The following is a 24,326-nucleotide window of genomic DNA, read 5'->3' as shown; positions in this document are numbered from 1 at the left end:
CTCGAGGGCCGCGGTTCCCCTCGGCCATTCGGTCTGACATTTGTCTTCCGTGGATCCTGACAAACATCAGACTATGCGTCAAGGTGTTGTCGTCGTAGTTTCGCTTTCCGACTACCAGCGACTGGAGCACCCATGTCAGCCATCCCCGTCTGGGTCCCCGATCCGGAGGACGCCGCCCGCAGCCGGCTCGCGGAGTTCGCGGCGCTCGTCGAAGCCGCGTACGGCATTCGGTTCCACGACTACGACGACCTCTGGGCCTGGACCGTCGAGCACCTGGAGGAGTTCTGGGCGGCCGCGTGGGACTTCTTCGACATGCGTTCCGAACCGGCACCGGCCACGGTGCTCGCCTCCGCGGAAATGCCCGGCGCGACCTGGTTCCCCGGCGTGCGCCTCAACTACGTCAGTCATGTCTTCCGGGAACGCGACGCGGGCGCTGTCGCTGTCGTCGAAGTGACCGAGCCGGGGGCGAGCCGGTCGCTGACGTGGGGCGCTCTCGAAGACCAGGTCGCCGCCGTCGCGGCAGCCCTGACCGAGCGTGGGATCAACCGGGGGGACAGGGTCGTCGCCTACATCCCCAACTGCGCCGCCGCGGTCGTCGCGTTCCTGGCGACGGCCAGCCTGGGAGCGGTGTGGTCGTGCTGCGGACCGGACTACGCGGCCGAGGCCGCCGCCAACCGGCTCGCACAGCTGGAGCCGAGTCTGCTGCTCGTCGCCGATGGCTACCACTTCGGCGGCCGAACCTTCGATCGCCGCGACGAAGGCGCTCGGCTCCTCGAACTGCTGCCGACCGTCGAGCACGTCGTGCACGTGGCGCATCTCGGCCTGCCACCGATCATGGCCGATCGCGACTTTGCAACGTGGGACGAGGTCCTGGCGACGGCGCATGACGCCTTGGTGCCGACGCCGGTGCCGTTCGACCACCCCCTGTGGGTGCTCTACTCCTCCGGGACGACGGGAATCCCGAAAGGCCTCGTCCACGGGCACGGCGCCGTGACCCTCGACTACCAGAAGCACGTCGGGTTGCAGCTCGACGCCGGCGCGGCGGACCGCATGCTCTGGTACACGACGACCAACTGGATGATGTGGAACTTCGCCGTCAACATGCTGCTCATCGGCGGCTCGATGGTGGCCTACGACGGGAGTCCGGCCCACCCGACGCCGGACCGGCTCTGGGCGGTCGCCGCCGAACACGGCGCCACGATCCTCGGCGCGAGCCCGGGCTACCTCCAGGCGTGCGAGCGGCACGGCACCCAGGTGCCTTCCGGACACCGGCTCCGCATGATCGGGGCCACCGGCTCACCCGTGCCGCCTGCCGCGTTCCACTGGATTCGTGCACAGCTGGGCGACCGCATACCGCTCGTCTCGATGTCCGGCGGAACGGACATCGTCTCGGCCCTGGCCACCGGAGCTCCGACGAAGCCGATCTGGCCTGGCGAGCTCTCGGCGCGGCCGCTGGGCGTTGCCGTCGACACGTGGGACGAAGCCGGCGAACCCGTCCGGGGGACCGTCGGCGAGCTGGTGGTGACGAAGCCGATGCCGACGATGCCGGTGCAGCTCTGGAACGACCCGGACGGGTCGAGGTACCGAGCGGCGTACTTCGACGTCTACCCCGGAGTCTGGCGCCACGGCGACTGGGCGACCATCACCGAACGCGGAAGCGTCGTGATCCACGGCCGTTCGGACGCGACTCTGAACCGCAACGGCATCCGCTTGGGCAGCGCCGACATCTACGAGGTCGTCGAGAAGGTGCCGGAAGTGGCCGAGGCGCTGGTCGTCGGCGTCGACCTGCCGGACGGCGGCTACTGGCTGGCCTTGTTCGTCGCACTCGAGGGCGATCGCGTCCTCGACGACGACCTGCGCGCCCTCATCTGCCACGAGCTGCGCGTGCACGCGTCGCGGCGGCACGTGCCGGACGCGATCCTCCAGGTGCCCGCCATCCCGCACACCAGGACCGGCAAGAAGCTCGAGGTGCCGGTCAAGCGGATCCTGCAGGGTGCGGACCCGGAGCAGGTCGTCAGCCGGGAGGCGATCGACGACCCGGCCCTGTTGGCGCACTTCGAGAAGATCGACGTGCCCAAGACCTCCGCCTAGTGTCGTGCGTCCGAGGTGCGTTACTGCAGCTCGCCGCCGCGCGCGGACAGGCCGCGCGTGTCACCAGTGGGCGGCGCCCAGCCCGTCCCTGGCGTGCTCCGGTCCCAGCATGTCGGGTTCGGGGGTGGACAGGGCTGTCCGGAGGAAGCGGCGCAGGACCGGCGAGTCCTCGTCGGGCCGCCAGCAGACGGCGGTTTCGACGACGGCGGTGTGCCGGCGCAACGGTCGCGCGATCAAGCCCGGCCAGAGCATCGAGCTGTACTGCGCGGGCAGCAGGGTCACGCCGGCGCCGGCCTCCACGAGGGCGAGCGCGTGCATGACCGAGGTCGCCTCGTGCCGGGCGTCGGACGAACGCCCGGCGCCGGCCCAGGCGGCGTGGATGTGGGCGGCGAGCCCGGCTCCGGCCTCGGCCGTGACCACCACCCGTTCGCCGCCCACCTCGGCCAGGTCGATGCGTTCCTGGCCGGCGGCGGGATGCGCTTGGGCGAGCACCGCGACGAGCGGCTCGCGGGCGACCACCGCGACTTCCAGCGCCCGGGCCCGGCTCGCCGCGTGCCGTGTCCGGCCGGGACCGCCGGGTTCGATGTGGAGCAGCCCGGCGTGCGCGTCGCGACGGTGGACCCGCTCGACCACGTCGGGATCGGAGTCTTCGGTGAGAACGAGGTCGACGCCGGGTTCGAGCATGGTGCCGCCGACCAGGTGGGGCAGCAGCCGGGGCGAAACGGTGTGGCCGACGGCGACGGTCAGCCTGCCCCGGGTGCCGAGGCCGATCGTGCGCACCATCTCGGTCGTGGTGTTGAGCTCGGAAAACAGGCGGCGCGCGCGTTCCGCCAGCGCCCGGCCCGCTGCCGTCAGCTCGACTCCGCGGCCATGGCGGACCAGCAGGGGGACTCCGAGCTCGCGTTCCAGCGTCTGGAGCCGCACGCTCAGCGGAGGCTGTGTCATGTGCAGTGCCGCGGCGGCGCGACTGATCGAGCCTTCCTCGGCGACGGCCAGGAAGCACTCCAGAGCCCGCAGATCCATATTCAGAGGCTATATCAGCGACATTGACTTCGTATTGGACGTATAGCCGGCGGGTTCGCATACTCGTTCCACCGGTCGAAGCGGACCCAGAGGTGAGGCAGCGTGAGCGACAACCCAGACAACCCCGGCCAAGTCACCACGGACGTCCTGGTCATCGGCAGCGGACCGGCGGGCGCCTCGGCCGCGCTGTTCCTGGCCACCTACGGCGTGGACCACCTGGTGATCACCAAGTACCGGTGGACGGCCAACACCCCGCGCGCGCACATCACCAACCAGCGCACGGTGGAGATCCTGCGCGACATGGGCATCGAAGCCGACATCGAGGCGCAGGGCACGCCCGCCGCGCTCATGGGCGACACGGTCTTCTGCACCAGCCTCGCCGGCGACGAGATCGGCCGGGTCCGGACCTGGGGGACGCACCCGGCCCGCAAGGCCGACTACACGCTGGCCAGTCCGTCCGAGAACTGCGACCTCCCGCAGACCCTGCTCGAGCCGATCCTGATCGGGCACGCCGCGGAGCGCGGCAGCAGGATCCGGTTCGACACGGAGTACCTGTCGCTGGAGCAGGACGACGACGGTGTCACCGTCACCGTGCAGGACAGGCTGTCCGGCCAGACCTACCCGATCCGCGCGAAGTACGTCATCGGCGCGGACGGCGGGCGCAGCCAGGTGGCCCGCGACATCGGGCTGCCCTTCGAAGGACAGATGGATCTGGCGGGGAGCATGAACATCGTCTTCCACGCCGACCTGACGAAGTACGTCGAGCACCGGCCGAGCGTCCTGTACTGGGTGCTGCAGCCGGGTTCGGACATCGGCGGCATCGGGATGGGCCTGGTACGGATGGTCCGGCCGTGGGACGAGTGGCTGGTCGTGTGGGGCTACGACATCAGCCGGCCGCCCCCGCAGGTCGACGACGCCATGGCCACCAAGATCGTGCACGATCTGGTCGGCGACGACACGACCCCGGTCACCATCCGCTCCACCTCGTTGTGGGGCAACAACAAGATGTACGCCACCAGGTACCGGACAGGGCGCGTGTTCTGCGCGGGCGACGCCGTGCACCGGCACCCGCCGTCGAACGGCCTGGGCTCCAACACCTCCATCCAGGACTCCTACAACCTCGCCTGGAAGCTCGCCGCGGTGCTGTCCGGGAAGGCGGGGGAGGGGCTGCTCGACAGCTACGACGCCGAGCGCGCCCCGGTCGGCAAGCAGATCGTGTTGCGGGCCAACAAGTCCATCGAGGAGTTCGGCCCGATCTTCGACGCACTCGGGTTCACCGCGACCGACGACCCGGCCGAGCAGATCGCGAACATGCGGGCCCGGGCCGAGGACACCCCGGAGGCGGCCGCGCAGCGGGCCGCGCTGCGGGAGGCGTTGGAGCTGAAGGATTACGAGTTCAACGCCCACGGTGTCGAACTCGGCCAGCGGTACGTCTCCCGCGCGGTGGTCGGCGACGACACGCCCGAGCCGGAGTTCACCCGCGATCCCGAGCTGTACTACCACCCGACCACCTGGCCGGGGGCGCGCTTGCCGCACTGCTGGCTCGGCCACGGCGGGCACCGGGTCAGCACCCACGACATCACCGGCAAGGGCCGGTTCGCCGTGCTCACCGGCATCTCCGGGCAGGCGTGGGCGGAGGCGGCCGCCGGCGCCGCCCGGTCGCTCGGCGTCGACATCGCCGCGCACGTGATCGGCCCCGGCCGCGAGTACACCGACGTCTACGACGACTGGGCGCGGCTGCGCGAGGTCACCGAGTCCGGGTGCGTGCTCGTCCGGCCGGACGCCCACGTCGGCTGGCGGGCCTGCGAACTGCCCGCCGATCCGGAAAAAGAGCTCACCGAGGCACTCGCCCGCCTGCTCGACCGCGTCTGAGGAGACCGGAAATGTTCACCTACACGGCTCGGCCCGCACGCATCGTCTTCGGGCACGGCACCCTCGAGCGGGTCCGTGACGAGGTCGAACGGCTCGGCCGGTCCCGGGCGCTCGTCCTGGCGAGCCCGGACCTGGCGGAACCGGGCGACCGGGTCGAAAAGGCCCTCGGCCCACTCGCCGTGGGCCGCTTCGACGGCGCCGCCATGCACACCCCGGTCGAGGTCACCGAGCAGGCCCTCGCGCTGCTCCGGGAGGCCGGAGCGGACTGCGTGGTGGCGGTCGGCGGCGGCTCGACGACCGGGCTGGCCAAGGCACTCGCCGTCCGCACCGGGGTCGACCAGGTGATCCTGCCGACCACGTACGCCGGCTCGGAGGTCACCCCGGTCCTGGGCGAGACGGCGGACGAGGTGAAGACGACGCGCTCATCGCCGGAGATCCTGCCCGAGACCGTGATCTACGATGTCGAGCTTTCCCGGGAACTGCCCGTCCCGATCGCGGTGACCAGTGCCGTGAACGCGCTCGCGCACGCCGTGGAGGCGCTCTACTCGCCCGACGCCAACCCCGTCGTCGACGGGATGGCGCTCGACGCCATCGGGCGGCTGGCACGCGGACTCCGCGGGCTCGGCGAAGACACCCTCGAAGCGCGGACCGAACTGCTGCAGGGCGCCTGGCTCGCCGGGACCTGCCTCGGCGCGGTCGGCATGGGCCTGCACCACAAGCTCTGCCACACCCTTGGCGGCAGCTTCGGCCTTCCCCACGCTCCGACGCACACCGTCGTGCTCCCGCACGTCATGGCCTACAACGCCGCCGCGGCACCCGATGCGATGCGCCGCATCGCCGAAGCGCTCGGCGCCACCGACGCTCCCACGGCGGTGTACGACCTCATCGCCGAGGCCGGTGGGCCGACCTCACTGCGGGAACTCGGCCTGGCCGAGTCCGACCTCGACCGCGCGGCCGGACTCGCGACCGCCGCCCCGTACCCGAACCCCGCCGAGCCGACCCGGGACGGCGTCGCGCGGTTGCTGCGCCGGGCCTGGGCCGGTGAGCGTCCCGAGCCCACCGGCGCGCCGGTGCTGGACCGGCTCACCGCTCAGGTCGTGTCGACCTTCGCCGGCACCCCCGATCCGCGGCTGCGCGCGCTGCTGCGGGACCTGGTTCCGCGGTTGCACGCCTTCGCGATCGACAACGACCTGACCCAGGAGGAATGGCAACACGGCATCGATTTCCTGACCCGCACCGGGCAGATCTGCGATGCCACCCGGCAGGAGTTCGTGCTGCTGTCGGACACGCTCGGCCTGTCCAGCGTCGTCGATGTCCTCACCAACTCCCGCACCCCCGACACCACCCCGTCCGCGGTGCTCGGCCCCTTCTACGTCGACGGCCCACCCGAACTGGAGCAGGGCGCCGACATCGCCGCGGGGATGCCCGGCACCCCGCTGTGGGTCGACGTGCAGATCACCGACACGAACGACACGCCCGTGGCGGAAGCGGTGGTGGACGTCTGGCAGTCCAATGAGGACGGATTCTACGACGTGCAACTGCCCGAACTCGACGGACCGGTCCTCCGCGGCCGGCTCCGCACCGACCGTGACGGCCGCCTGCGGTTCTGGTCCATCCTGCCCTCGGCATATCCCATCCCGTCCGACGGCCCGGTCGGCGCGATGCTGGCCGCGACCGAACGGCACCCCTACCGCGCCCCGCACCTGCACTTCATGATCGCGGCCGAGGGCTGCCGGCGCCTGATCACCCAGCTCTTCGTCGCGGGCGGCAAGTACCTCGACTCCGACGCCGTGTTCGGCGTCAAGGACGACCTCATCGTGAACTTCGAACCCCGAACCGGCCCGACGCCCGACGGCCGTGCCGTCGACGGCGAATGGCGCCGGCTCGATTTCACCTTCCAGATCGCCCGCCGGTAACCGGAGAGGGAGCCACGCCACTTCAAGATGATCGTGGTGCCGTGGAACGGCGGGGGATCAGGGTCGGTGCGGCGACGACGGTCCGCGGCGCCCGGTCGTCGCTCGCTTCGTTCAGCAGGTCGAGGGCGGTGGTGGCGATCTGGGCGAAGGGGACGCGCACAGTCGTGAGCGGGACGGGCAGGCTGCTGACGACGGGGATGTCGTTGTAGCCGACCAGGGACAGGTCTTCGGGGATGCGAAGGCCGAGGGCGTGGGCGGCGGCCAGGACGCCGATGGCGGTGTTGTCGTTGACGGCGAAGATGGCGGAGGGCCGGTCGGTGCGGTCGAGCAGGGCCCGGCCGGCGGCTTCGCCGGATTTCATCGAAAAGGAGTCGCCGGCGATCAGGGACTCGTCGAGCGGTATCCCGGCTTCGGCGAGGGCATCGCGGTAGCCGTCGAGCCGGCCGCGGGCACTGGAGGCGTAGTTCGGGCCGCCGACGAGTCCGATCCTGCGGTGGCCGAGGTCGATGAGGTGGCGGACGGCCAGCCGGGCGCCGAGCCGGTCGTCGCCGATGGCGGCCGGGCCGATGCCGTCGGTGCGTAGCGCCAGTGCGTGCGGGACGCCTTGCGCGGTGGGGACATCCAGCCTCGCGGTGGTGAGGACGAGGCCGTCGACGCGGCGGCGGACGAGGGTCTGGACGGCGAACTGCTCGGTGGCGGGGTCGTCCTCGGTGGTGGCCACGACGGCGAAGAGACCGCGGCTTGCCGACGCGGTGGCGATCTGCTCGTACAGCATCGCCATGACGGTGTCGGTGAGCCGGGGAACGATCACGCCGACGGTGCTGGTGCCGGCGCGGCGCATGCCGGACGCGAGCGGGTTGCGGACGTAACCGAGTTCGGCGGCGACCTGGCGGACGCGCTGGGCGGTTTCGCTGTTGGACCGGGGGAGCCGTTCGTCGAGGACGCGGGACACGGTGGACTTGCTCACCCCGGCCGCCCGGGCGACGTCGACGATGGTCACCACACGCTGAAGGCTACTGGCCGGCCGGCCTTTTCCGGGGGAGGGGTTGACGTCGGGGCAGCCGTGGCGCATCGTGTGGGAACGTTCCTGCAACCGTTCCCGTCGATGTCGGAAAGGCTCGAGAATGTCTTCGGAGCACACCCTTGACCTGCGCGGACTGGTGCCCGCCCCCGTCACGCCGTTCACCGTGGACGGCGCGGTCGACCACGCGGCTCTCGCGTCCTACGGCAAGTGGCTGGCCGGGTTCGAGGGGGTGAAGGGCCTGGTCTGCCTCGGGCACGCCGGCGAGGGCACCTTCCTGACCCAGGACGAGCAGGTCGCCACCATCCGCACCCTGGTCGAGGCGGTCGGCGGCACGGTCCCGATCATCGCCGGGATCACCGGCGAGGGCACCGCGGTCGCCGCCGAGGAGGCGGTGCGCGCGGTGAACGCCGGCGCGTCCGCCGGGCTGGTCTACCCGTCGCACGGCTGGCTGCGGTTCGGCTTCCAGACCGGCGCGCCGCAGGACCGCTACCGGGCGATCTTCGAGACCTCGGGGCTGCCGCTGATCCTGTTCCAGTACCCGGACGTCACGAAGGCCAGCTACGACCTGGCGACCCAGCTGGAGATCGCGGCGCAGCCGGGCGTGTTCGCCACCAAGAACGGGGTGCGCAACATGCGCCGCTGGGACACCGAGATCCCGGTGCTGCGGGCCGAGCACCCCGAGCTGCAGATCCTGTCCTGCCACGACGAGTACCTGCTGCACACGATGTTCGACGTCGACGGCCTGCTGGTCGGCTACGGCGGCCTGGCGCCGGAGCCGCTGCTGGAGCTGATCGCCGCGGGCAAGGCGCGGGACTACCCGGCCGCCCGCGCGGTCCACGACCGGCTGCTGCCGGTCACCAAGGCCGTCTACCACCGCGGGTCCCACATGGAAGGCACCGTGGCGCTCAAGCTCGGCCTCAAAGCCCGCGGTGTCCTGCCGACCGCGACCGTGCGGTCGCCGCTGATCGACCTGTCCGCCGAGGCCGAAGAGGAGATCGTCCTCGCGCTCAAGGCCGCCGAACTCCTCTGAACGTCTGCCGGGGCGGCAGCACGCTGCTGCCGCCCCGCGATCCGGTGACAATGCAGTCCCGAAGGACTCCGCGACGAGGCGGAGAGCGAGGAACGATCCCCATGACCACCATTGCTGCGGGCGGAGGGACGGCGGCGACCGCGACCGCGGCCCTCCTCGCCCGCCTCGAGCGGCTCCCGATCACCCGCCGGCTCCTGCTGATCCGCGTCATCATCGGCTCGGCGACCTTCTTCGACGCCTACACCGTGCTGGTCATCGCCTTCGCGATGCCTCAGCTGGTCACCGAATGGGACCTCAGCCCCGCCCAGGTCGGCGCCATCCTGTCGGCCGGCTACGTCGGCCAGCTCATCGGCGCGGTCACCTTCGGCTGGATCGCCGAGAAGTTCGGCCGGATGAACACGCTGCTGATCACCATCGTGCTGTTCGTCTCGATGGACGTCGCCTGCCTGTTCGCCTGGAGCGGCACGTCGATCCTCATCTTCCGGTTCCTGCAGGGCATCGGCACCGGCGGCGAAGTCCCCGTCGCCAGCGCCTACATCAACGAGTTCATCGGCGCCCGCAAGCGCGGCCGGTTCTTCCTGCTCTACGAGGTCATCTTCCCGGTCGGGCTGATGTTCGCCGGAATCGCCGGCTACTTCCTCGTGCCGGTCTACGGCTGGCGCGCCCTGTTCGTCGTCGGGCTCATCCCGGCGGTGCTGACCATCCCGCTGCGCCTGCTGATGCCGGAATCACCGCGCTGGCTGGCTGCCAAGGGCCGCGTCGAGAAGGCCGACAAGGTCGTCTCGATGCTCGAAAACGAGGCCGTGAAGCAGGGACACGTCCTGGCCGAGCCAGACGTCCGCCCGGTTGACCCGAAGGTGAAGACCCGCTCGGACTGGCGCGAGCTGTTCCACGGCATCTACCGCAGGCGCACCCTGATGATCTGGGTGCTGTGGGCGACGGTGTACCTGGTCAACAACGGCCTGGTCACCTGGCTGCCCACCCTCTACAAGCAACTCTTCCACCTGCCCTTGCAGACCAGCCTGGCCTATGGCTGGGTCACCTCCGGCGTCGGCGTGCTGGCCTCGGTGGCCTGTGCATTGCTGATCGACAAGGTCGGCCGGAAACGCTGGTACTCCTGGGCATTCCTGCTCGCGATCGGGCCGCTGGTCGCCCTCACCGTTTCCGGTGCCACCACAGCGATCCAGGTTCTGATCATGGCGACGCTCGCCTACGCGATCCTGCAGACGATCTCGTTCTCCCTGTACCTCTACTCCGCCGAGCTGTATCCCACGCGGCTGCGCGCGATCGGCACCGGCTTCGGCAGCGCCTGGCTGCGCGCCGGCTCCTCCGTCGGCCCGCTGCTGGTCGGCTGGATCGTCGCCGACCTCGGCATCCGCTACGTCTTCTCCGCCTTCGCCGCGGTCGCCCTCATCGGCGGAATCGTCACCATCCTGTTCGCCATCGAAACCGGGAACAAGGTTCTCGAAGAGCTTTCACCGTGACCGAGGACAGGCTCGGCGGTGTGGAACAGCTCGTCGAGACGGATTCCATCGGTAGCACTGCGGAAGACCCGTGCGGTGCTGGACATCCCCCGCGCACCGCACGGGCCGGGCCGCGCACCCCCGTGCGCAGGGCGGTGGCGAAGTCAGCCGCCGATGCCGGCTCCGACGGCGAGGAGGGCGGCGGTCACCGGCTGGAAGAACGTCACGCCGCCGGTCCGGCAGTTGCCGGAGCCGCCGGAGGTGATGCCGACGGCGGAACCGTCGCGGGTGAACAGCGGTCCGCCGCTGTCGCCGCCCTCGGCGCACACCGTGGTCCGGATGAGCCCGGTGACCCGGCCTTCGGGGTAGTTGACCGTGGCGTTCAGCGAAGTGACGCGGCCCTGGTGCAGGCCGGTGGTGCTGCCCATCCGGAGCACCTGCTGATTGACCTTCGCCGCGGCGGCCCTGGTGATGGCGACCGTCCGGCCGCCGCCGACGTCGACGACGCTGGGTGCCTCGGTCGCGGTGTTGTTGTACGTGAGCAGGGAGAAGTCTCCGGTGCCGGGGAACGTGGCCTGCTGGACGGTGGCGACCGATCGACCGTCCGGCGTCAGGGACCATTGCCGTCCGGCGGTGGCGCAGTGGCCGGCGGTGAGGATGCCGGGGTTCCCGTCGCTCGTGGTCACGTTGAACCCGAGGGAGCACCGGGCCCGGCCGGTGAAGATGGCGTCGCCGCCGCCCGCGAACAGCTTGAGGACTCCGGGGGTTCGCTCGACTCGGAACTGCTGCCCGCGGGTGGCCGCCATCAGGCGGTCCCACCTCTCGCCCTGGACGGTGCTGTCGGCCGTGACGACCGTTTGCCCGGTGTCCGCGTCGATCGCCCACGCGGTACCGGTCATGGCGCGCGCCGCGGCGCCGCTGTCCGCGGGCCCGGTGCCGGCCGCGTCCGCATGGGGGATGGCGATGGCGGCCGTGGCGGCTGCCACGATGGCGGCGGCCGCCACCAAGAGCTTGACTCTGCTCGGCTTTCGGTGCCGGGAAGGCATTTCGCAGACCTCCGTGCTCGGTGATCGGGTTCTCACCCGGCTCCACGCGGGGACTGGCCGAGGTGTTCAGCGGTACGGCGTTCCCGAGACGATCCGCCGGTGTCAAGTCGCCGGTCGTCTCGGATCAGGCAGCCGGCAGGATGCCCGCTTCGTGCGCGATGATCGCGGCGCGGACCCGGTTGTCGCAGCCCAGTTTCGCGAGGATCCGGCTGACATAGGTCTTGACGGTGCCCTCGCCCATGAACAGCTGGCCGGCGATTTCGGCGTTGGACTTGCCGAGCCCGACCTGGACCAGGACCTCCCGTTCCCGCTCCGCCAGCGTGCCCACGAGCCGGCGCGCCTCGCCGTCGTCGGTGGTCACGTACCGGTCGATGAGGTCCTTGGTGATCCGCGGGGACAGGACGGCGCCCCCGCGGGCCGCGGCCCGCACCGCCTGGATGAGCTCCTGGGGGCCGGTGTCCTTGAGGAGGAACCCGGCCGCGCCGGCGCGCAGGGCCCGCGTGATGTAGCCGGGCTCGCCGAACGTGGTGAGCATGACGACTTTGACCGCCGGTGCCCGGTGAGTCAGCTGCTCGAGCGCGGCGAGGCCGTCGACGCCGGGCATGCGGATGTCGACGAGTGCCACGTCCAGTGGCAGGCGGCAGGCGAGGTCGACGGCTTCGTCGCCGTCGCCCGCCTCGGCGACGACTTCGATGTCTTCGGCGTGCCGCAGGACGAGCCGGATCCCGGCGCGCACCAGGTGCTCGTCGTCGGCGAGCAGGACGCGGATGCGGTCCACGGCGTCAGGCCGCCGGCAGGGGGAACCGGGTCTTGTCGACCAGGACGTCGGAGCGGAAGCAGTAGCGTTCGATCATCGTGGCGCCGTCCTCGGTGTAGGTGAAGGTGTACGAACAGTCCACGCCCGGGAGCGTGGGAGGTTCCGCGCCCCGCGCGGCCCGGTGGGCCAGCGAGTCGTCCGGGCCGACCGAGTCGGTGACCTGGCCGCGGGTGACGCCGAGGCCGATCGAGTCGAACCGGTCGACCATGCCCGGTGCGTAGGAGAGCATCGAGAACACGACCACCAGGATCGCGACCGCCCCGGCCAGGCCCGTGGCCAGCACCACCGCCTGGCCGAGGCGGCCCCAGCGGTCGTCGGGTTCCTCACCGGTGCCGGGTTCGGCGCGGCCGGCGCCGGGTGGGGGGATGGCCAGCGGCACTTCGGCCGCCAGCCGGAACCCGCGGCTCGGCAGGGGACCGGCGGTGAGGGTGCCGCCCAGCAGCCGGACCCGTTCCGCGACGCCGACCAGCCCGAGGCCGGAGCCGGTTGTGCCGGTCCCACCGCGGCCGTCGTCGACGATCTGCACGCGGACCCGGGCGGGTCCGTGGTCCACGACGACGTGGGCTTGCGCGCCGGCCGCGTGCCGGTGGAGGTTGGTCAGGCCTTCCCGGACGATCCGGTGCACCGCTTGCCGGACCGGCAGTGTGCTTTCGGTCAGGTCGTCGCCGTGCCAGGTCAGGTCGACCTCGGTGCCGCCGGCCTGGGCCTGGCGGACGAGCCGGCGGACGTCGGAGCGGGTGCCGGTGTGGTCGATCGGCTCGGTCGCGCCGGCTTCCCCCTGACGCAGGATGCCCAATGTCGCACGTAGCTCGTCCATCGCGATCTGCACGGTGTCCCGGATCAGCCGGGCCGGCTCGGTGGCCTCGACCGGGCGTCCCGCGTCGAGCTCGAGGCTGCCGGCGTAGAGGGAGATGAGGCTGAGGCGGTGTCCGAGCAGGTCGTGCATCTCCTGCGCGATGCGGGACCGCTCCTGGAGCCGGGCAGCCGATGCGGCAAACCGGGTCTGTTGCCGGAGGACGTCGATCAGCCGTTCCCGCTGGGCGAGAAGCGCCTGCACGACGGTGGGCCCGACGACGCACAGCACCGCGACGAGCCCGAACCCGCCGAGCGCGAGCTGCCACTGAAGGCGCGACCCGATCAATATCAATCCGATCGTGAAGGGGATCAGCGCGGCTACGGCCAGTGCAGTACCCCGCGACCGGGCCGACCGGGTTCGCGCAGCCACGCCGTAGGACGTCATGGCCAGCGTGACTCCGGCGGCCGGGTACCGCCCCACCAGCAGCGCGGCGGCGAGGAGCGCGAGCACCGGAAACCGGCGGCGTGCGGCGGCGAGCACGATCGCGGCACCCGCGACGAACAACCCGGTGCCGGGTTGTTCCCAGGGGGCCGGAGTCCAGGTCACGGCGATGTACTGCGTGGCCAGGTAAGTGACCCCGCCGACGAAGACCAGCGAGGCCAGTTCCGGGCCGCAAGCCGCGGCTCGTGAGGTGAGCCGAAGTGCACCGGGCGAGAAAGGGAATCCCGTCATACCCGGTTCCACGTACCGCACGCCAACGGCGGTTCGCCGGAACGTGCCGAGTTGTCAGCGACACTCAGCTCTGTGGTCCTTGATGCGGTGGAGTTGAGGGTGTTTGGCCGTGCGCTGGTCCCCGGAGGACTGGCCGCGCAGGCGCCTGCCGAGCCAAGGGCCGAGAAAGGTGGCTGCCCAACGCAGTTCGGCGGTGGCGCGCCAGTGCGTCGACGGTGGGGCGGGCAACGGTGGTGCGGGTTCGTTCCAGGAATCGTCGCTGCCCGGCACCTGGAGGGCGTGCGCGACCGCGTCGGCGATCAGCTGGTGCCCCAGGGGGCTGCAGTGCAGCCGGTCCTCGCTCCAGAACCGGCGGTCGGCGACGGAGGGGTGCAGAGCGATTTCCGCGACGGCGACTCCGTGCCGAGCGGCTGCGGCCCGGATCCGGTCGTTGATGTCGAGGATGCGGGAGCGAACCGGTCGGGCGAGGGGGATGATCCTGGTGAGGTCGGGAAAGGTCACGGTCGCCACGCGGGCCCCGGATTCGGTGAGCGCGGCGAACATCGCTTCCAGGTGACCGGCCACCGTGGCGGTCTCGACTCGGAGCCGGAGCAGGTCGTTCACTCCGGCGACAACGGTGGCCAGGTCGGGACGCAGCGCCAGAGCCGGCCCCAGTTGCCCGGACCGGACTTCGTCCGCGCGGCGGCCACGGACGGCGAGGTTGGCGTACTGGAGATCGGGGTTGTCGATGGTGAGGCGTTCGGCGAGCCGGTCGGCCCATCCCCGGAGGCCCACGATGTCGTCACCGTCCCCGACGCCTTCGGTCTGGCTGTCACCCAAGGCGACGTAGCGCAGGTACTTGCCGCCGGGCACGGGTTCCTCGGGCCTCATCACGCCACCCTCCTAGTCATAATGTTGACTAATCATAACCATGGCTATGATGGCGTCGGCCCCCATGTCGACGACGAGGAGACGCGCCGGTGAGTCTGCGGCATGCTGTGCTCGCGGCGTTGCTGTCCGGCGAGTACAGCGGCTACCAGCTGGCCAAGGCGTTCGACGTGGGCGTCGCCAACTTCTGGTACGCCCGGCCGCAACAGCTCTACCTGGAGCTGTCCAAGCTCGAGAAGGACGGGTTGATCAGCGGCCGGGAGGTGGTCCAGCGAACCCGTCCCACCAAGCGGTTGTTCAGGGTCACCGACGCCGGCCTCGCCGAGCTGGCGGATTTCGCCGCCGCCGTGAGCAAGCCGTCGTTCATCCGCGACGACCTGCTGGTCAAGGTCCAGGCCGTCGACCACGTCGACGCGGCACCGGTGATCGCGCAACTGGAACAGCGAGCCGCGGCAGCCGCGGCCAAGGTGGAGATCCTCGACAAGATCCTGCGGCGGTTCCGCGGGGACCTCGACGAGGAGACCTACCTGCGTCACGGATCTCCGATCGGGCCCTACCTGACGTGCTTGCGCGGCCGGCGGTTCGAGCAGGAACACCACGACTGGTCTGTGCGGGCCGCCGCGCTCCTGCGCGACCGGGCGACGCGGGACGGTCAGCCGGCGCCCACCTCGGATCCATCCCGGTAGCGCGGCATGATCGGCGCTGGATGGCGCGCTCCGCGAGTTGCGGCGCCAACCTGGTGCTGCGCAGAGCCCGGAGGGCCGACCCCGGGACTACTGCAGGCGCAGCAGCTCGGACAGCGCCGATGATCGCGTCTTACATCTCCCCAGGGCAAGCGGGAGCCTGCTGCACCCGGTCACACGGGGCACACCGGTTACGGTGTCGGGGCATGGTGTCGCCGGCGGACCTCGGGGCCGCGGGCGTCATCGAATCCACGAGTGAAGGAGCGGCGGGTGGGTGTCGACGGGACCGTCCCGGGCGGGGGGCTGGTGCAGCTGGTCGAGGCGCGGCCGGACGAGTACTCCGGCTTCGCGCGGCGGCTTCAGCGTGCGTTCACCGATGCCGCCGTGCACGAGCTCGGCGTCGACCCGGACGAGCCGATTCCCTCGGACGAGGACGTGTGGCAGACGCTGCGCGAGCCGGGCGCCGAGGTGCTGCACGTGGTCCGGGAGGATCGTGTGGTCGGCGGCGTGGTCGTCTCCATCGACGAGCACACCCAGCTGAACTCGTTGGATTTCTTCTTCGTGGACGGCGATCAGCAAGGCCGGGGGACGGGGGTCCTGGCGTGGCGTGCTGTTGAGGCGAGGTACCCGGAAACGCGGGTGTGGACCACCTTTACGCCCTACTTCGAGCGGCGGAACATCCATTTCTATGTGAACAGGTGCGGTTTCGCGATCGTGGAGTTCTTCCACCCCGGCCACCCGGACCCCCATGATCACCGGGCCTCGCCGGGTGATTCGCAGGACGGGGACGGGACCGATCACATGTTCAGGTTCGAGAAGGTGATGAGCCCGCAGCGTTGCCGATGAGGCGACCGCGGCCGCGCCGGGATGAGTCAAGCTGCCGGTCCGTGGCAAATTCCAGGGTGGGGTTGTAGGTCAACTCAGCTCGTGCGGCTGAGCGCTGCGCGGTCGCTCGTCGAGAAGCGGCAGCTCACCGATCACCGCCTTGGCGTTCCGCGGGGCCGGACCGTGGTAGTCGCAGGGTGAACACCGCACCCGAGGGCGAGCTGACGGCGACCGTGCCGCCGTGCGCGGTGACCAGGTCCCGCACGATGGCCAAGCCCAGTCCGCTGCCTCCGGTCTGCCGGGCACGGGACTTGTCGGCGCGCCAGAACCGGTCGAACACGAACGGCAGGTCTTCGGGCGGGATGCCGGCTCCGGTGTCGGCGACTTCGAACACGACTTCGTCGCCGTCGGCCGCCGCGCGTACCGTGACCTGGCCACCCGGTGGGGTGTACCGCAGCGCGTTGCCCACGAGGTTGCCGATGGTCTGGCGCAGGCGTACCGGATCCGCGATCAGCACGAGGTCCGGGTCGGCTACGGCGGCGGTGAGGGTGACGTCCGGGGCGTCCGGGGCGTGCGCGACGACGACTTGGTCGACGAGGTCGGTGACTCGCATCGCTTCGGGATGGATCCGCAACTGCCCCGCGTCGGCGTCCGCGATGTCCCGCAGATCTTCGATGACGTGGTGGAGCAACGCTGTGTCTTCCAGCAGGGAGTGGGTCAGCGCGCGGTCCAGTGGGAGGTGTCCGTCCTCGGCTGCTTCCAGCCGGCCGCGGACGGCGTTGAGCGGATTGCGCAGTTCGTGGGCGATGTCGCTGATCATCGTGCGCCGTTGCTGCTCGATCTCTTCGCGGCGCTTCACCAGCGTGTTGAACGCCTCGGCCAGGTAGCCGATTTCGTCCCGGGAGGTCACGGGGGCGCGCTGCTCCCGGCGCACGGCTTCGGTGAGCGCGCGCAGCGGCCGGGCCAGCCGGGAGGTGACGGCCACCATGACGAGCACGGCCAGGCCGACCACCCCCAGCGTCAGCAGGGTGATGCGCGCGGAATTCGTGGCCGACAACGGGAACCCGGACTGGGGCTCTCCGCCGGGACCGAGCACGAACAGCAGTGCGGGCGGGGCGACGTACCCGGCCAGCTGTGCCCGGCGTGAGGAGTCCACACAGGACTTCGCCGTCAGGGTTTGGTTGCCTGTCATGGCGAAGCCGAGCGTGACCACGGCGGGCTCGGTGGCGCCTTGACGGTTCAGGCAGGTGGCGACCAGCGTGTTCAACTCGGCGAGCGCCCTGGATTCGGTCGGGGTGGGCTGATCCAGTGCGTCCGTGTCGCACTGGGTGCGGACGAAGCCGCCACTGGGCGGGCTGACGACCGGCCGTCCCGACGGCAGTTCCCGGACCTGTGCGGGAACTCCCGTGTCCTGCAGGCAGAACTGCGCCAGGGCGGCCGCGGTCTGCAGGCTGACGCGTTCGTCTGCGGTCAGGGCGTACGGTCCGACCACGCGGGAATCGATTCCGCCGGGTGAGGTACCGGGCAGCAACGCCGGGTCCACGTGGAGCGGGTCGACCACCGCGCGGGGTTGCTCGGGCAGCGCCACCGCGCCGCCGGCGGAGTCGGCGATCGCTGCCCGCGCGGGCGTCGTCAGCACGATCCGGCGGCCGGTTTTCGCCGCCAGCAGGCGGACGGTGTCGCCGGCGCCGCTCCAGGCCGGGTTACGCGACGCGTAGCCGATCAGCTCGTTGTAGATGGACGCGTCGGCGGACAACGCTCGCCCTTGTTCCCGGCGGATCGCCTCGGTCGTGCTTTCGGCCGCCAGCCATGCCGTCGCGGCGATGGAGCTGACGGCGATCAGTGCGGAGACCCCCGTCAGCCGGACGACCAGGCTGCGGTGGCGGGCGAACCTAGCCCGCATCGGTGAGCTTGTACCCGACGCCGTACACCGTCACCAAGCGGGCCGGGCGGGCCGGGTCACGCTCGATCTTGCGGCGCAGGTTGAGTATGTGCACATCGATGGTCCGCGTCGTGACGTAGGCGTCGGTGCCCCGGGTCAGCTCCAGCAGCTGCTCCCGGGTGAACGCGCGGTCCGGCTGGCCGGAAAGCACCTCGAGCAGCGCGAACTCCGCGTGGGTGCACTCCACCGGCCGGCCCGCGAGATGGACGGTGTGCCGCTGCCGGTCGACCACCAGATCCCCGACCCGCGACAGAAAGCCGGTCTGTGAACCGAATCGCGTCCGGCGCAGCAGTGTCCGCGCGCGTGCCACCAGTTCGCGGGGGCTGTAGGGCTTGGTCATGTGGTCGTCGGCCCCGAGGTCGAGACTGCGCAGCAGGTCGTACTCGGAGTCGCGCGCGGTCAGCACGAGCACGGGGACGTCGGACTCGGTGCGCAGGGTGCGGCAGACGTCGAGCCCGTCCATCCCCGGCAGCATCACATCGAGTACCAGCAGGTCGGGCCGGCGCGCGCGAGCGCACGCCAGCGCCTCCTGACCGTCGTGCACGACTTCGACGGTGTGCCCTTCACCTTCCAGGTAGAGGCGGATCACCTGGGCCTGGTGCGGGTCATCCTCGGCGACCAGTACACGGGAGGACATCGCCCCAACCTAATCGGAGAGACATCATTCGAACAGCGCCTTAACCGGATGCTGACGAGATCCGCCAAAGCTGTTCCCATGACGATGATTTCCCGACGGCTGAAGCTGGGCCTGTGCGTGGCGGCGGCGCTGTGCGCGACCGTGGCCTGCGGAGGCCCGCCTGACCCAGCGCCGAGTGTGGCCTCCTTGCCCACCGGCAAGACTTCGGCGAGCACCGGGGCGACCGCCACGGGTTCCACAGTGGACCGCCACCCGCGCCAGACGCTCAACACCACCGACGCCGAATGGTGGGGCTGGACCCAGGTGTACTGGAAGTGCCTCAAGGACCACGGTGTCCCCTACGTCGAGAAGGAACCGGGAACACTCGCGCCGAAAGACAACGACGCCACGATCCGGGGCCGGAACCCGGCCTACAACGGCGCCTTCGACCAGTGCGAACCCATCAAGCCGCTGCCCGCGCCGGAACTCTCACCCGACACCAACCCGCACTACATGGACGGCTACCGCAAGGAGATCGCCTGCCTCAACAACCGCGGCCTGAAGGTCACCCCGCTGCCCAACGGTGGTGGCTGGAACTACGACGGCCGGCCGACGATGTCCCAGGACGAGCAGGCCAAAGTGCAGTTCGACTGCCGCAAGGAAGCCTACCGTGCCGGGTAAAGCAGTGACGATCACGCTCGTGGCCGTGGTCGCGGCGGTCACCGGGGCCGGAGTCTGGTGGTTCGCCGAGCCGCCTGCCCAGCCGATGGCGGCGGCGCCGGCCACCCCCGGCACCACGCAGGTGCGCCGGACGGACCTTTCCACCAGTACTTCCGTGGCCGGTACCCTGGGCTACGGCCACACCCGGATGATCCGGGGAACCGGCTCGGGCATCGTGACCTGGCTGCCCGCCACCGGCGCGACGGTGGACCGGGCCGGTCAGCTCTACCGCGTCAACGACAAGCCGGTCACGCTGTTCTTCGGTGACACCCCGCTGTACCGCAAGCTCGACCGCCCCGACCTGGTCGGCAAGGACGTCAAACTGGTGGCGGACAACCTCAATGCGCTCGGGTACCGCATCGGCACGCAGCCGCGGGCCGGCAAGGGCGAAGCGGTCCTCACGCAATCCCTGATCGACGCGATCAAACGGTGGCAGACCGCCCAAGGCGTGGAGCCCACCGGTGTGGTGGACGTGGGAGACGTCGTCGTTTTCGGCGGCCCGGTGCGTGTGGGCGCGATCCAGGCGCAGCTCGGCGATCCGGCGACGAACTCGCTGTTCGAGGTGAGCGCCACGACCAAGTCCGTCACCGTCGAGATCGACGCGACCGATGTCGGCTCGCACAAGGCCGGGGACAAGGTGACCGTCAAGCTGCCCGACGGGAGCACCGCCGGCGGTTCGGTCAGCTCGGTGGGGACCGTGGCCAAGGGCGGTAACTCCGCCGACGGCAGCGGTGACGGCTCACCGGCCTCGCAGCGGGTGGATCTCGTCGTCGCCCTGGACGATCCGGCCAAGGCCGGTTCCCTGGACTCGGCGTCCGTGCAGGTCGCGTTCCCGGCCACGAGCAGACACGGCGTGCTCGCGGTGGCCGTCGGCGCGCTGCTGGCGCTGAAGGAGGGCGGGTATGCGCTGCAACCCCCCGGCGGCGCTCTGGTACCGGTCACGACCGGGCTGTTCGCCCAGGGCATGGTGGAGGTCAGCGGCGCCGGCGTGGCCGAGGGCATGATCGTGGTGACCGCGTCGTGACCCCGGTACTCGCCGTCCGCGGGGCCGGCATGACCTACTCGGGTGGGGTGCGCGCGCTCGACGGTGTCGACCTGACGATCCGGGCGGGCGAACTCCTCGCGATCGTGGGGCCGTCCGGCTCCGGCAAATCCACCCTCCTCACCGTGATGGGTACGCTCGACCGGCCGACGTCGGGCACTGTCGAGGTGGACGGCCAGGACGTCGCCGGCCTGTCCGACCGGGAACTGTCCGCGCTGCGCGGCCGCCGCATCGGCTTCGTGTTCCAGCAGTTCCACCTCATCGACGGCCTGAGCGCGACCGCGAACGTGGCCACCGGCCTGCTGTACGCCGGGATACCCCACCGTCGCCGCCGGGCGCTGGCGCTGGCCGCACTGGAGCGCGTCGGCTTGGCCCACCGCGCCGATCACCGGCCGAATCAGCTCTCGGGCGGCGAGCGGCAGCGGGTGGCGATCGCCCGCGCCGTGGTCAAACAGCCGGCGCTGCTGCTCGCCGACGAGCCGACCGGCGCCCTGGACACCGCGACGGGGGCGGCCGTGCTCGAGCTGCTGGGCAGGCTGAACGCAGAGGGAACGACCGTCGCCGTGATCACCCACGATCGGGACATCGCGGCCAGGCTGCCTCGACGGCTGGAGCTCCGCGACGGCCGGCTCGTCCGTGACACCGCCGGCGGTGTGCGGTGAACCTCCGTGATCTGCTCTCGGTCGGCCTGGTCGGCCTGCGCACGCGCAAGGCCCGCGCCGCGCTGTCGGCGGTGGGCATCTCCATCGGCATCGCCACGCTGGTCCTGGTGACCACGATCCCGGCGTCGAGCCGGCAGGCGCTGGCCGCCCAGCTTTCCGCGCTGGGCACCAATGTCCTCGTGGTGTCCTCGCCCGTCCAGCTCCGGCCACCGGTGCCGCTGCCACGGGAATCCACCGCCATGGTGCGCCGGATCGGCCCGGTGACCGAAGTGCAGGCGGTGGGCAAGACCCCGGCCCGGATCACCCGATCCGACCACTCGGACCCCGCCGAGGTGACCGGAGTAACCGTCCAAGCCAGCGACCTCGGGTTGCTGTCCGCGGTCCGCGGACACGTCCGATCCGGGCGGTTCCTCGACGCGGCCACCGAGCGCTTTCCCACGGTCGTCCTGGGCGCCGTCGCCGCATCGCGGCTGGGGGTTCCCGACCTGGCGCGGCAACCGGCCCCGCAGGTCTACATCGGCGGCAGCTGGTTCACGGTGATCGGCGTGCTCGATCCGCTGCCGCTCCACCCGGAGCTGGATCGGTCGGCGCTGGTGGGGTGGGCCGCGGCGCAAGCCTTTCCGGGGTTCGACGGCCACCCCAGCCTGCTCTACGTCCAGGCCGCCGAGTCCGCCGTCGAGGACGTGCGCTCGATCCTGCCCCGCACGGCCAACCCGGAGCGGCCCGACGCCGTGCAGGTGACCAAGCCGTCCGAGGTGCTGGCCGCGAAACGGGCCACCGACACGGCGTTCTCCGCACTGCTGCTGGGACTGGCCGGAGTCGCGTTGCTCGTCGGCGGCGTCGGGGTGGCCAACACGATGGTGATCTCGGTACTGGAGCGCCGCAGCGAGATCGGTCTCCGCCGGGCCCTGGGCGCCACCCGTGGCCACATCCGCAGCCAGTTCCTCACCGAGGCAGTGGCTCTGTCCGGTCTGGGCGGCGGACTCGGCCTGCTCCTGGGCATCGGCGCCAGTGCGGCCTACGTGCTCCGCCAGCAGTGGCCGCTGGTGCTACAACCGGAGACCCTGGCCGGTGGATTGGCCGGCGCGTTGCTCATCGGCGCGGCCGCAGGGGTCTACCCGTCCGTGCGAGCGTCCCGGCTCACCCCGACGGAGGCGTTGGCCCTGTGAGAGCCGGGCATCGATCACGGCGTAGACCCGGATCGAGCCGCTGCTGCCGTGTACATCCCCGATCGGAGCGCACCCAGCGATCAGCGAGGCGCCGGAACACCTCGTCGGTTTCTCCATCGGTCGCGGCACTGGCCGGGCGGGAAGGGCGGAACCTGCCATCGTGTGAACCGGTCGGCGCGCTCGACCGCGGCCTGCGCATGGGTGGCGAGCCGCGACGGCTTTGGGAGGCTGCGAAACAGGAGCGGCAAGACGGCGCTGAGGCGGGCCCTACCTGTTCGCCGCGCGCCGCCTCGGGCCGGCCCCGGACCGCTGTGTGGCGGTCGAGGACTCCGCGTCGGGCATCCGCTCGGCCCACGCCGCCGGGATGACCGTCCTCGCCGTCCCGAACCCCGCTACCGCGCGGGACCAGGCGGTGCTCGAACTGGCTCACCACCAAGCGTCCGGCGCCCGGATTGCCGCCAAGACGCTCGCCACGTTGCTCGGTTCCGAGCTGAACGACCTTGAGTCTCAGTCTGGGGCAGGTTCGCGCGGGCCGGTCGCCACCACCAGGCACTCGTGTCCGTGCCACAACCGTGAGCACACGCCGGTGAGGCCGTGGTGGGTAACGGCCGGATTGCCCGGGCGGGCCGGTCGGCCGCGGCCGGTTAACTGAATCGTGACAGACCGACGCGGGCGGGGTAAGAGAGGCCGCGGATGCTGGCCGCATGACCGAAGCCGGGGTACGGCCGAAGACCGCCGATCGATCGAGGACCTCGATGAGCCGTGAGCTGATCGAGCTCGCCGCGCTGTTCATCGCCACCGGGCTTGCCGATCTGTTCGTCAGCACGTTGGAACACAACCGCGTCGGGCCGGTCATGCTGTTCGCGCTGGGCGGGCTCATGATCGTCACCGCCGCGTGGCGCCGGTGGTGGGCCCACCGTCCGCGACCGAAGCCGGCGGGCGGCGGCGCGGACGGAGGTCCGCCGCGGAGCGGGGTGGCGTGGCGGGTGCGCGCCACGGTGCGTGACGTGCCGGGGAGCTTGGCGGGGGTGACGGCCGCGTTGGCGGCGCACCGCTACGACATCGTCTCGTTGCAGGTGCTCGCGGTACCGGACGGTGTGGTGGACGAGTTTCTCGTCCGCGCGCCGGCCGGCGCGACAGCGGCGGACATCGCCACGGTCGCCGAACTGGGCGGTGGCCGGGACGTACGGGTCGTCCCGGCGGACGTGTACGAGTTCGTCGACCTGCCGACCCGCGTGCTGACGATGGCGGCCGCGGAAGAACCGGACCTGATCCGGTTGCTGCTGGCGGTACTGGGCGATTGCGGCATCGAACGGAAACCCGCCGGCCGTCGCCGGAAAGGGGCCGGTGAAGGCATGAACGGAACGGTGATGTGGCTGCCGGACATCGAGGGCGGCGTGGTGGTCGTTACCCGGTCGCTGCTGCCGTTCACCCCGGCGGAGTTCGCCAGGGCCAAGGCAGTCCTCGGTCTCCAACGCCGTCTCGCCGCGCAGCCGGCCACCGGGACGGGCAGCCAGCCGGGCACCGCCAGTCCGGCCACCTCGAGCGTCGCCCGCGCCGGCCGTGCGGTGTTGGCGATCCTGGGCGGCATGGGCGTGCCGGTTCCCGTCGGCACGGGGACCGTGTCACCCGTGGCAAGATCCACGTTCGCGAAGAACTGGCGGTAGGCCCGGTTCCACCCCGCGTAGTCCGCGTCCGCCGCGCCGGCCGGGCGTTTGAGGTAGGCCTTCATGGTGATCACGTCGCGTGGCGTCAACCCGACCGTGGCGAGGTTGGCGACGATCCGGGCCAGCGTGTTCCACGCCTGGCCCTCGGTGATCGTGACCCCGGCCGGCAGTGTGCCGCCGGGGAACAGGGAGAGGTCCAGGTACCGCTCCGGCGTGCCCGCGGGCGCGGCCGGGTTGGCCGCGGCCGGGCCGAGGCCGCTGCTCGTGTAGACCGCCACCGCGCCGCCGACCACGACCCCGTCCGCGATGGCCGGGTTGCTGTT

The 24,326-nt window shown here is 71.1% G+C and carries 22 protein-coding genes; 14 read left to right on the top strand and 8 right to left on the bottom strand.

Annotation, left to right across the window (positions count from 1 at the left end):
• Positions 1-132: 132 nt before the first annotated feature.
• Entirely contained in the window at positions 133-2,091 is a 1,959-nt protein-coding gene (locus I4Q55_RS35960) for an acetoacetate--CoA ligase (RefSeq protein ID WP_206791998.1), read from the top strand.
• A gap of 60 nt (positions 2,092-2,151) precedes the next feature.
• Here the strand turns inward: I4Q55_RS35960 and I4Q55_RS35955 are convergent, their stop codons facing one another.
• A complete protein-coding gene (locus tag I4Q55_RS35955; RefSeq protein WP_206792001.1) occupies positions 2,152-3,114 on the bottom strand; it encodes a LysR family transcriptional regulator in 963 nt (320 codons plus the stop codon).
• Between the two features lie 102 nt (positions 3,115-3,216).
• Here I4Q55_RS35955 and I4Q55_RS35950 point away from each other — a divergent pair, with 102 nt between their 5' ends.
• The gene (locus I4Q55_RS35950; RefSeq protein WP_206792003.1) at positions 3,217-4,986 is read left to right on the top strand and encodes an FAD-dependent monooxygenase; all 1,770 of its coding nucleotides are present in this window, start codon (positions 3,217-3,219) and stop codon (positions 4,984-4,986) included.
• Positions 4,987-4,997: 11 nt separating this feature from the next.
• On the top strand, positions 4,998-6,902 hold the full coding sequence (locus I4Q55_RS35945) for a maleylacetate reductase and hydroxyquinol 1,2-dioxygenase domain-containing protein (RefSeq protein ID WP_206792004.1): 1,905 nt from the start codon (positions 4,998-5,000) through the stop codon (positions 6,900-6,902).
• Positions 6,903-6,924: 22 nt separating this feature from the next.
• Here I4Q55_RS35945 and I4Q55_RS35940 read toward each other — a convergent pair whose 3' ends face one another.
• Positions 6,925-7,905 carry a LacI family DNA-binding transcriptional regulator gene (locus tag I4Q55_RS35940; protein WP_206792005.1) on the bottom strand — a complete coding sequence of 327 codons (981 nt, stop codon included), beginning with the start codon at positions 7,903-7,905 and terminating at the stop codon, positions 6,925-6,927.
• A gap of 121 nt (positions 7,906-8,026) precedes the next feature.
• On the opposite strand from I4Q55_RS35940, the gene I4Q55_RS35935 reads away from it, so the two are divergent.
• A complete protein-coding gene (locus I4Q55_RS35935; protein WP_206792006.1) occupies positions 8,027-8,956 on the top strand; it encodes a dihydrodipicolinate synthase family protein in 930 nt (309 codons plus the stop codon).
• 101 nt (positions 8,957-9,057) lie between these two features.
• On the top strand, positions 9,058-10,440 hold the full coding sequence (locus I4Q55_RS35930) for an MFS transporter (RefSeq protein ID WP_206792007.1): 1,383 nt from the start codon (positions 9,058-9,060) through the stop codon (positions 10,438-10,440).
• Positions 10,441-10,583: 143 nt separating this feature from the next.
• Here the strand turns inward: I4Q55_RS35930 and I4Q55_RS35925 are convergent, their stop codons facing one another.
• The 4 genes from I4Q55_RS35925 to I4Q55_RS35910 all read right to left on the bottom strand — a co-directional run bounded on the left by I4Q55_RS35925 (position 10,584) and on the right by I4Q55_RS35910 (position 14,680).
• Entirely contained in the window at positions 10,584-11,423 is an 840-nt protein-coding gene (locus I4Q55_RS35925) for a S1 family peptidase (protein ID WP_307793343.1), read from the bottom strand.
• A 166-nt stretch (positions 11,424-11,589) separates the two neighbouring features.
• Complete coding sequence (locus I4Q55_RS35920; RefSeq protein ID WP_307793337.1) at positions 11,590-12,243, bottom strand: response regulator transcription factor; 654 nt, start codon at positions 12,241-12,243, stop codon at positions 11,590-11,592.
• 4 nt (positions 12,244-12,247) lie between these two features.
• Positions 12,248-13,810 carry a sensor histidine kinase gene (locus I4Q55_RS35915; protein WP_206792009.1) on the bottom strand — a complete coding sequence of 521 codons (1,563 nt, stop codon included), beginning with the start codon at positions 13,808-13,810 and terminating at the stop codon, positions 12,248-12,250.
• 54 nt (positions 13,811-13,864) lie between these two features.
• A complete protein-coding gene (locus I4Q55_RS35910) occupies positions 13,865-14,680 on the bottom strand; it encodes an SGNH/GDSL hydrolase family protein (protein ID WP_206792010.1) in 816 nt (271 codons plus the stop codon).
• A gap of 89 nt (positions 14,681-14,769) precedes the next feature.
• On the opposite strand from I4Q55_RS35910, the gene I4Q55_RS35905 reads away from it, so the two are divergent.
• Positions 14,770-15,363, top strand: a complete 594-nt coding sequence (locus I4Q55_RS35905) for a PadR family transcriptional regulator (RefSeq protein ID WP_206792012.1) — start codon at positions 14,770-14,772, stop codon at positions 15,361-15,363.
• A gap of 267 nt (positions 15,364-15,630) precedes the next feature.
• Positions 15,631-16,206, top strand: coding sequence for a GNAT family N-acetyltransferase (locus I4Q55_RS35900; protein WP_206792014.1), 576 nt, complete (start codon positions 15,631-15,633; stop codon positions 16,204-16,206).
• A 124-nt stretch (positions 16,207-16,330) separates the two neighbouring features.
• Here the strand turns inward: I4Q55_RS35900 and I4Q55_RS35895 are convergent, their stop codons facing one another.
• Positions 16,331-18,088, bottom strand: coding sequence for a cell wall metabolism sensor histidine kinase WalK (locus I4Q55_RS35895; protein ID WP_206792016.1), 1,758 nt, complete (start codon positions 18,086-18,088; stop codon positions 16,331-16,333).
• Positions 18,078-18,764: a response regulator transcription factor gene (locus I4Q55_RS35890; RefSeq protein ID WP_206792018.1), complete on the bottom strand. Its 687-nt coding sequence runs from the start codon at positions 18,762-18,764 to the stop codon at positions 18,078-18,080. The genes I4Q55_RS35895 and I4Q55_RS35890 overlap by 11 nt, the downstream gene beginning before the upstream one ends.
• A 78-nt stretch (positions 18,765-18,842) precedes the next feature.
• On the opposite strand from I4Q55_RS35890, the gene I4Q55_RS35885 reads away from it, so the two are divergent.
• From I4Q55_RS35885 to I4Q55_RS35855, 7 genes are all read left to right on the top strand, one after another.
• Positions 18,843-19,424 (top strand): hypothetical protein, encoded by a 582-nt coding sequence (locus I4Q55_RS35885; protein ID WP_206792019.1) that lies wholly within the window; start codon positions 18,843-18,845, stop codon positions 19,422-19,424.
• Positions 19,414-20,487 (top strand): peptidoglycan-binding protein, encoded by a 1,074-nt coding sequence (locus I4Q55_RS35880; protein ID WP_206792022.1) that lies wholly within the window; start codon positions 19,414-19,416, stop codon positions 20,485-20,487. The genes I4Q55_RS35885 and I4Q55_RS35880 overlap by 11 nt, the downstream gene beginning before the upstream one ends.
• Positions 20,484-21,167, top strand: coding sequence for an ABC transporter ATP-binding protein (locus I4Q55_RS35875; protein WP_206792023.1), 684 nt, complete (start codon positions 20,484-20,486; stop codon positions 21,165-21,167). The genes I4Q55_RS35880 and I4Q55_RS35875 overlap by 4 nt, the downstream gene beginning before the upstream one ends.
• Positions 21,164-22,336 (top strand): ABC transporter permease, encoded by a 1,173-nt coding sequence (locus I4Q55_RS35870; RefSeq protein ID WP_206792024.1) that lies wholly within the window; start codon positions 21,164-21,166, stop codon positions 22,334-22,336. Before I4Q55_RS35875 ends, I4Q55_RS35870 begins: the two co-directional genes overlap by 4 nt.
• A gap of 271 nt (positions 22,337-22,607) precedes the next feature.
• The gene (locus tag I4Q55_RS51080; RefSeq protein WP_206792127.1) at positions 22,608-22,988 is read left to right on the top strand and encodes an HAD family hydrolase; all 381 of its coding nucleotides are present in this window, start codon (positions 22,608-22,610) and stop codon (positions 22,986-22,988) included.
• Between the two features lie 103 nt (positions 22,989-23,091).
• Entirely contained in the window at positions 23,092-24,003 is a 912-nt protein-coding gene (locus I4Q55_RS35860; protein ID WP_206792025.1) for a hypothetical protein, read from the top strand.
• Positions 24,004-24,066: 63 nt separating this feature from the next.
• A complete protein-coding gene (locus I4Q55_RS35855; RefSeq protein ID WP_206792026.1) occupies positions 24,067-24,273 on the top strand; it encodes a hypothetical protein in 207 nt (68 codons plus the stop codon).
• Positions 24,274-24,326: the final 53 nt, after the last annotated feature.

It is taken from the genome of Amycolatopsis sp. MtRt-6 (assembly GCF_017308975.1).
Lineage (GTDB): Bacteria > Actinomycetota > Actinomycetes > Mycobacteriales > Pseudonocardiaceae > Amycolatopsis.
This window is presented reverse-complemented; position numbering and strand designations above follow the sequence as displayed.

Coding starts and splice junctions, on each gene's coding strand:
- I4Q55_RS35955 (WP_206792001.1), bottom strand. CDS start 3,114: ATGGATCTGCGGGCTCTGGAGTGCTTCCTGGCCGTCGCCGAGGAAGGC.
- I4Q55_RS35910 (WP_206792010.1), bottom strand. CDS start 14,680: ATGAGGCCCGAGGAACCCGTGCCCGGCGGCAAGTACCTGCGCTACGTC.
- I4Q55_RS35860 (WP_206792025.1), top strand. CDS start 23,092: ATGAGCCGTGAGCTGATCGAGCTCGCCGCGCTGTTCATCGCCACCGGG.
- I4Q55_RS35930 (WP_206792007.1), top strand. CDS start 9,058: ATGACCACCATTGCTGCGGGCGGAGGGACGGCGGCGACCGCGACCGCG.
- I4Q55_RS35935 (WP_206792006.1), top strand. CDS start 8,027: ATGTCTTCGGAGCACACCCTTGACCTGCGCGGACTGGTGCCCGCCCCC.
- I4Q55_RS35885 (WP_206792019.1), top strand. CDS start 18,843: ATGACGATGATTTCCCGACGGCTGAAGCTGGGCCTGTGCGTGGCGGCG.
- I4Q55_RS35960 (WP_206791998.1), top strand. CDS start 133: ATGTCAGCCATCCCCGTCTGGGTCCCCGATCCGGAGGACGCCGCCCGC.
- I4Q55_RS35915 (WP_206792009.1), bottom strand. CDS start 13,810: ATGACGGGATTCCCTTTCTCGCCCGGTGCACTTCGGCTCACCTCACGA.
- I4Q55_RS35945 (WP_206792004.1), top strand. CDS start 4,998: ATGTTCACCTACACGGCTCGGCCCGCACGCATCGTCTTCGGGCACGGC.
- I4Q55_RS35855 (WP_206792026.1), top strand. CDS start 24,067: ATGGTGATCACGTCGCGTGGCGTCAACCCGACCGTGGCGAGGTTGGCG.
- I4Q55_RS35895 (WP_206792016.1), bottom strand. CDS start 18,088: ATGCGGGCTAGGTTCGCCCGCCACCGCAGCCTGGTCGTCCGGCTGACG.
- I4Q55_RS35890 (WP_206792018.1), bottom strand. CDS start 18,764: ATGTCCTCCCGTGTACTGGTCGCCGAGGATGACCCGCACCAGGCCCAG.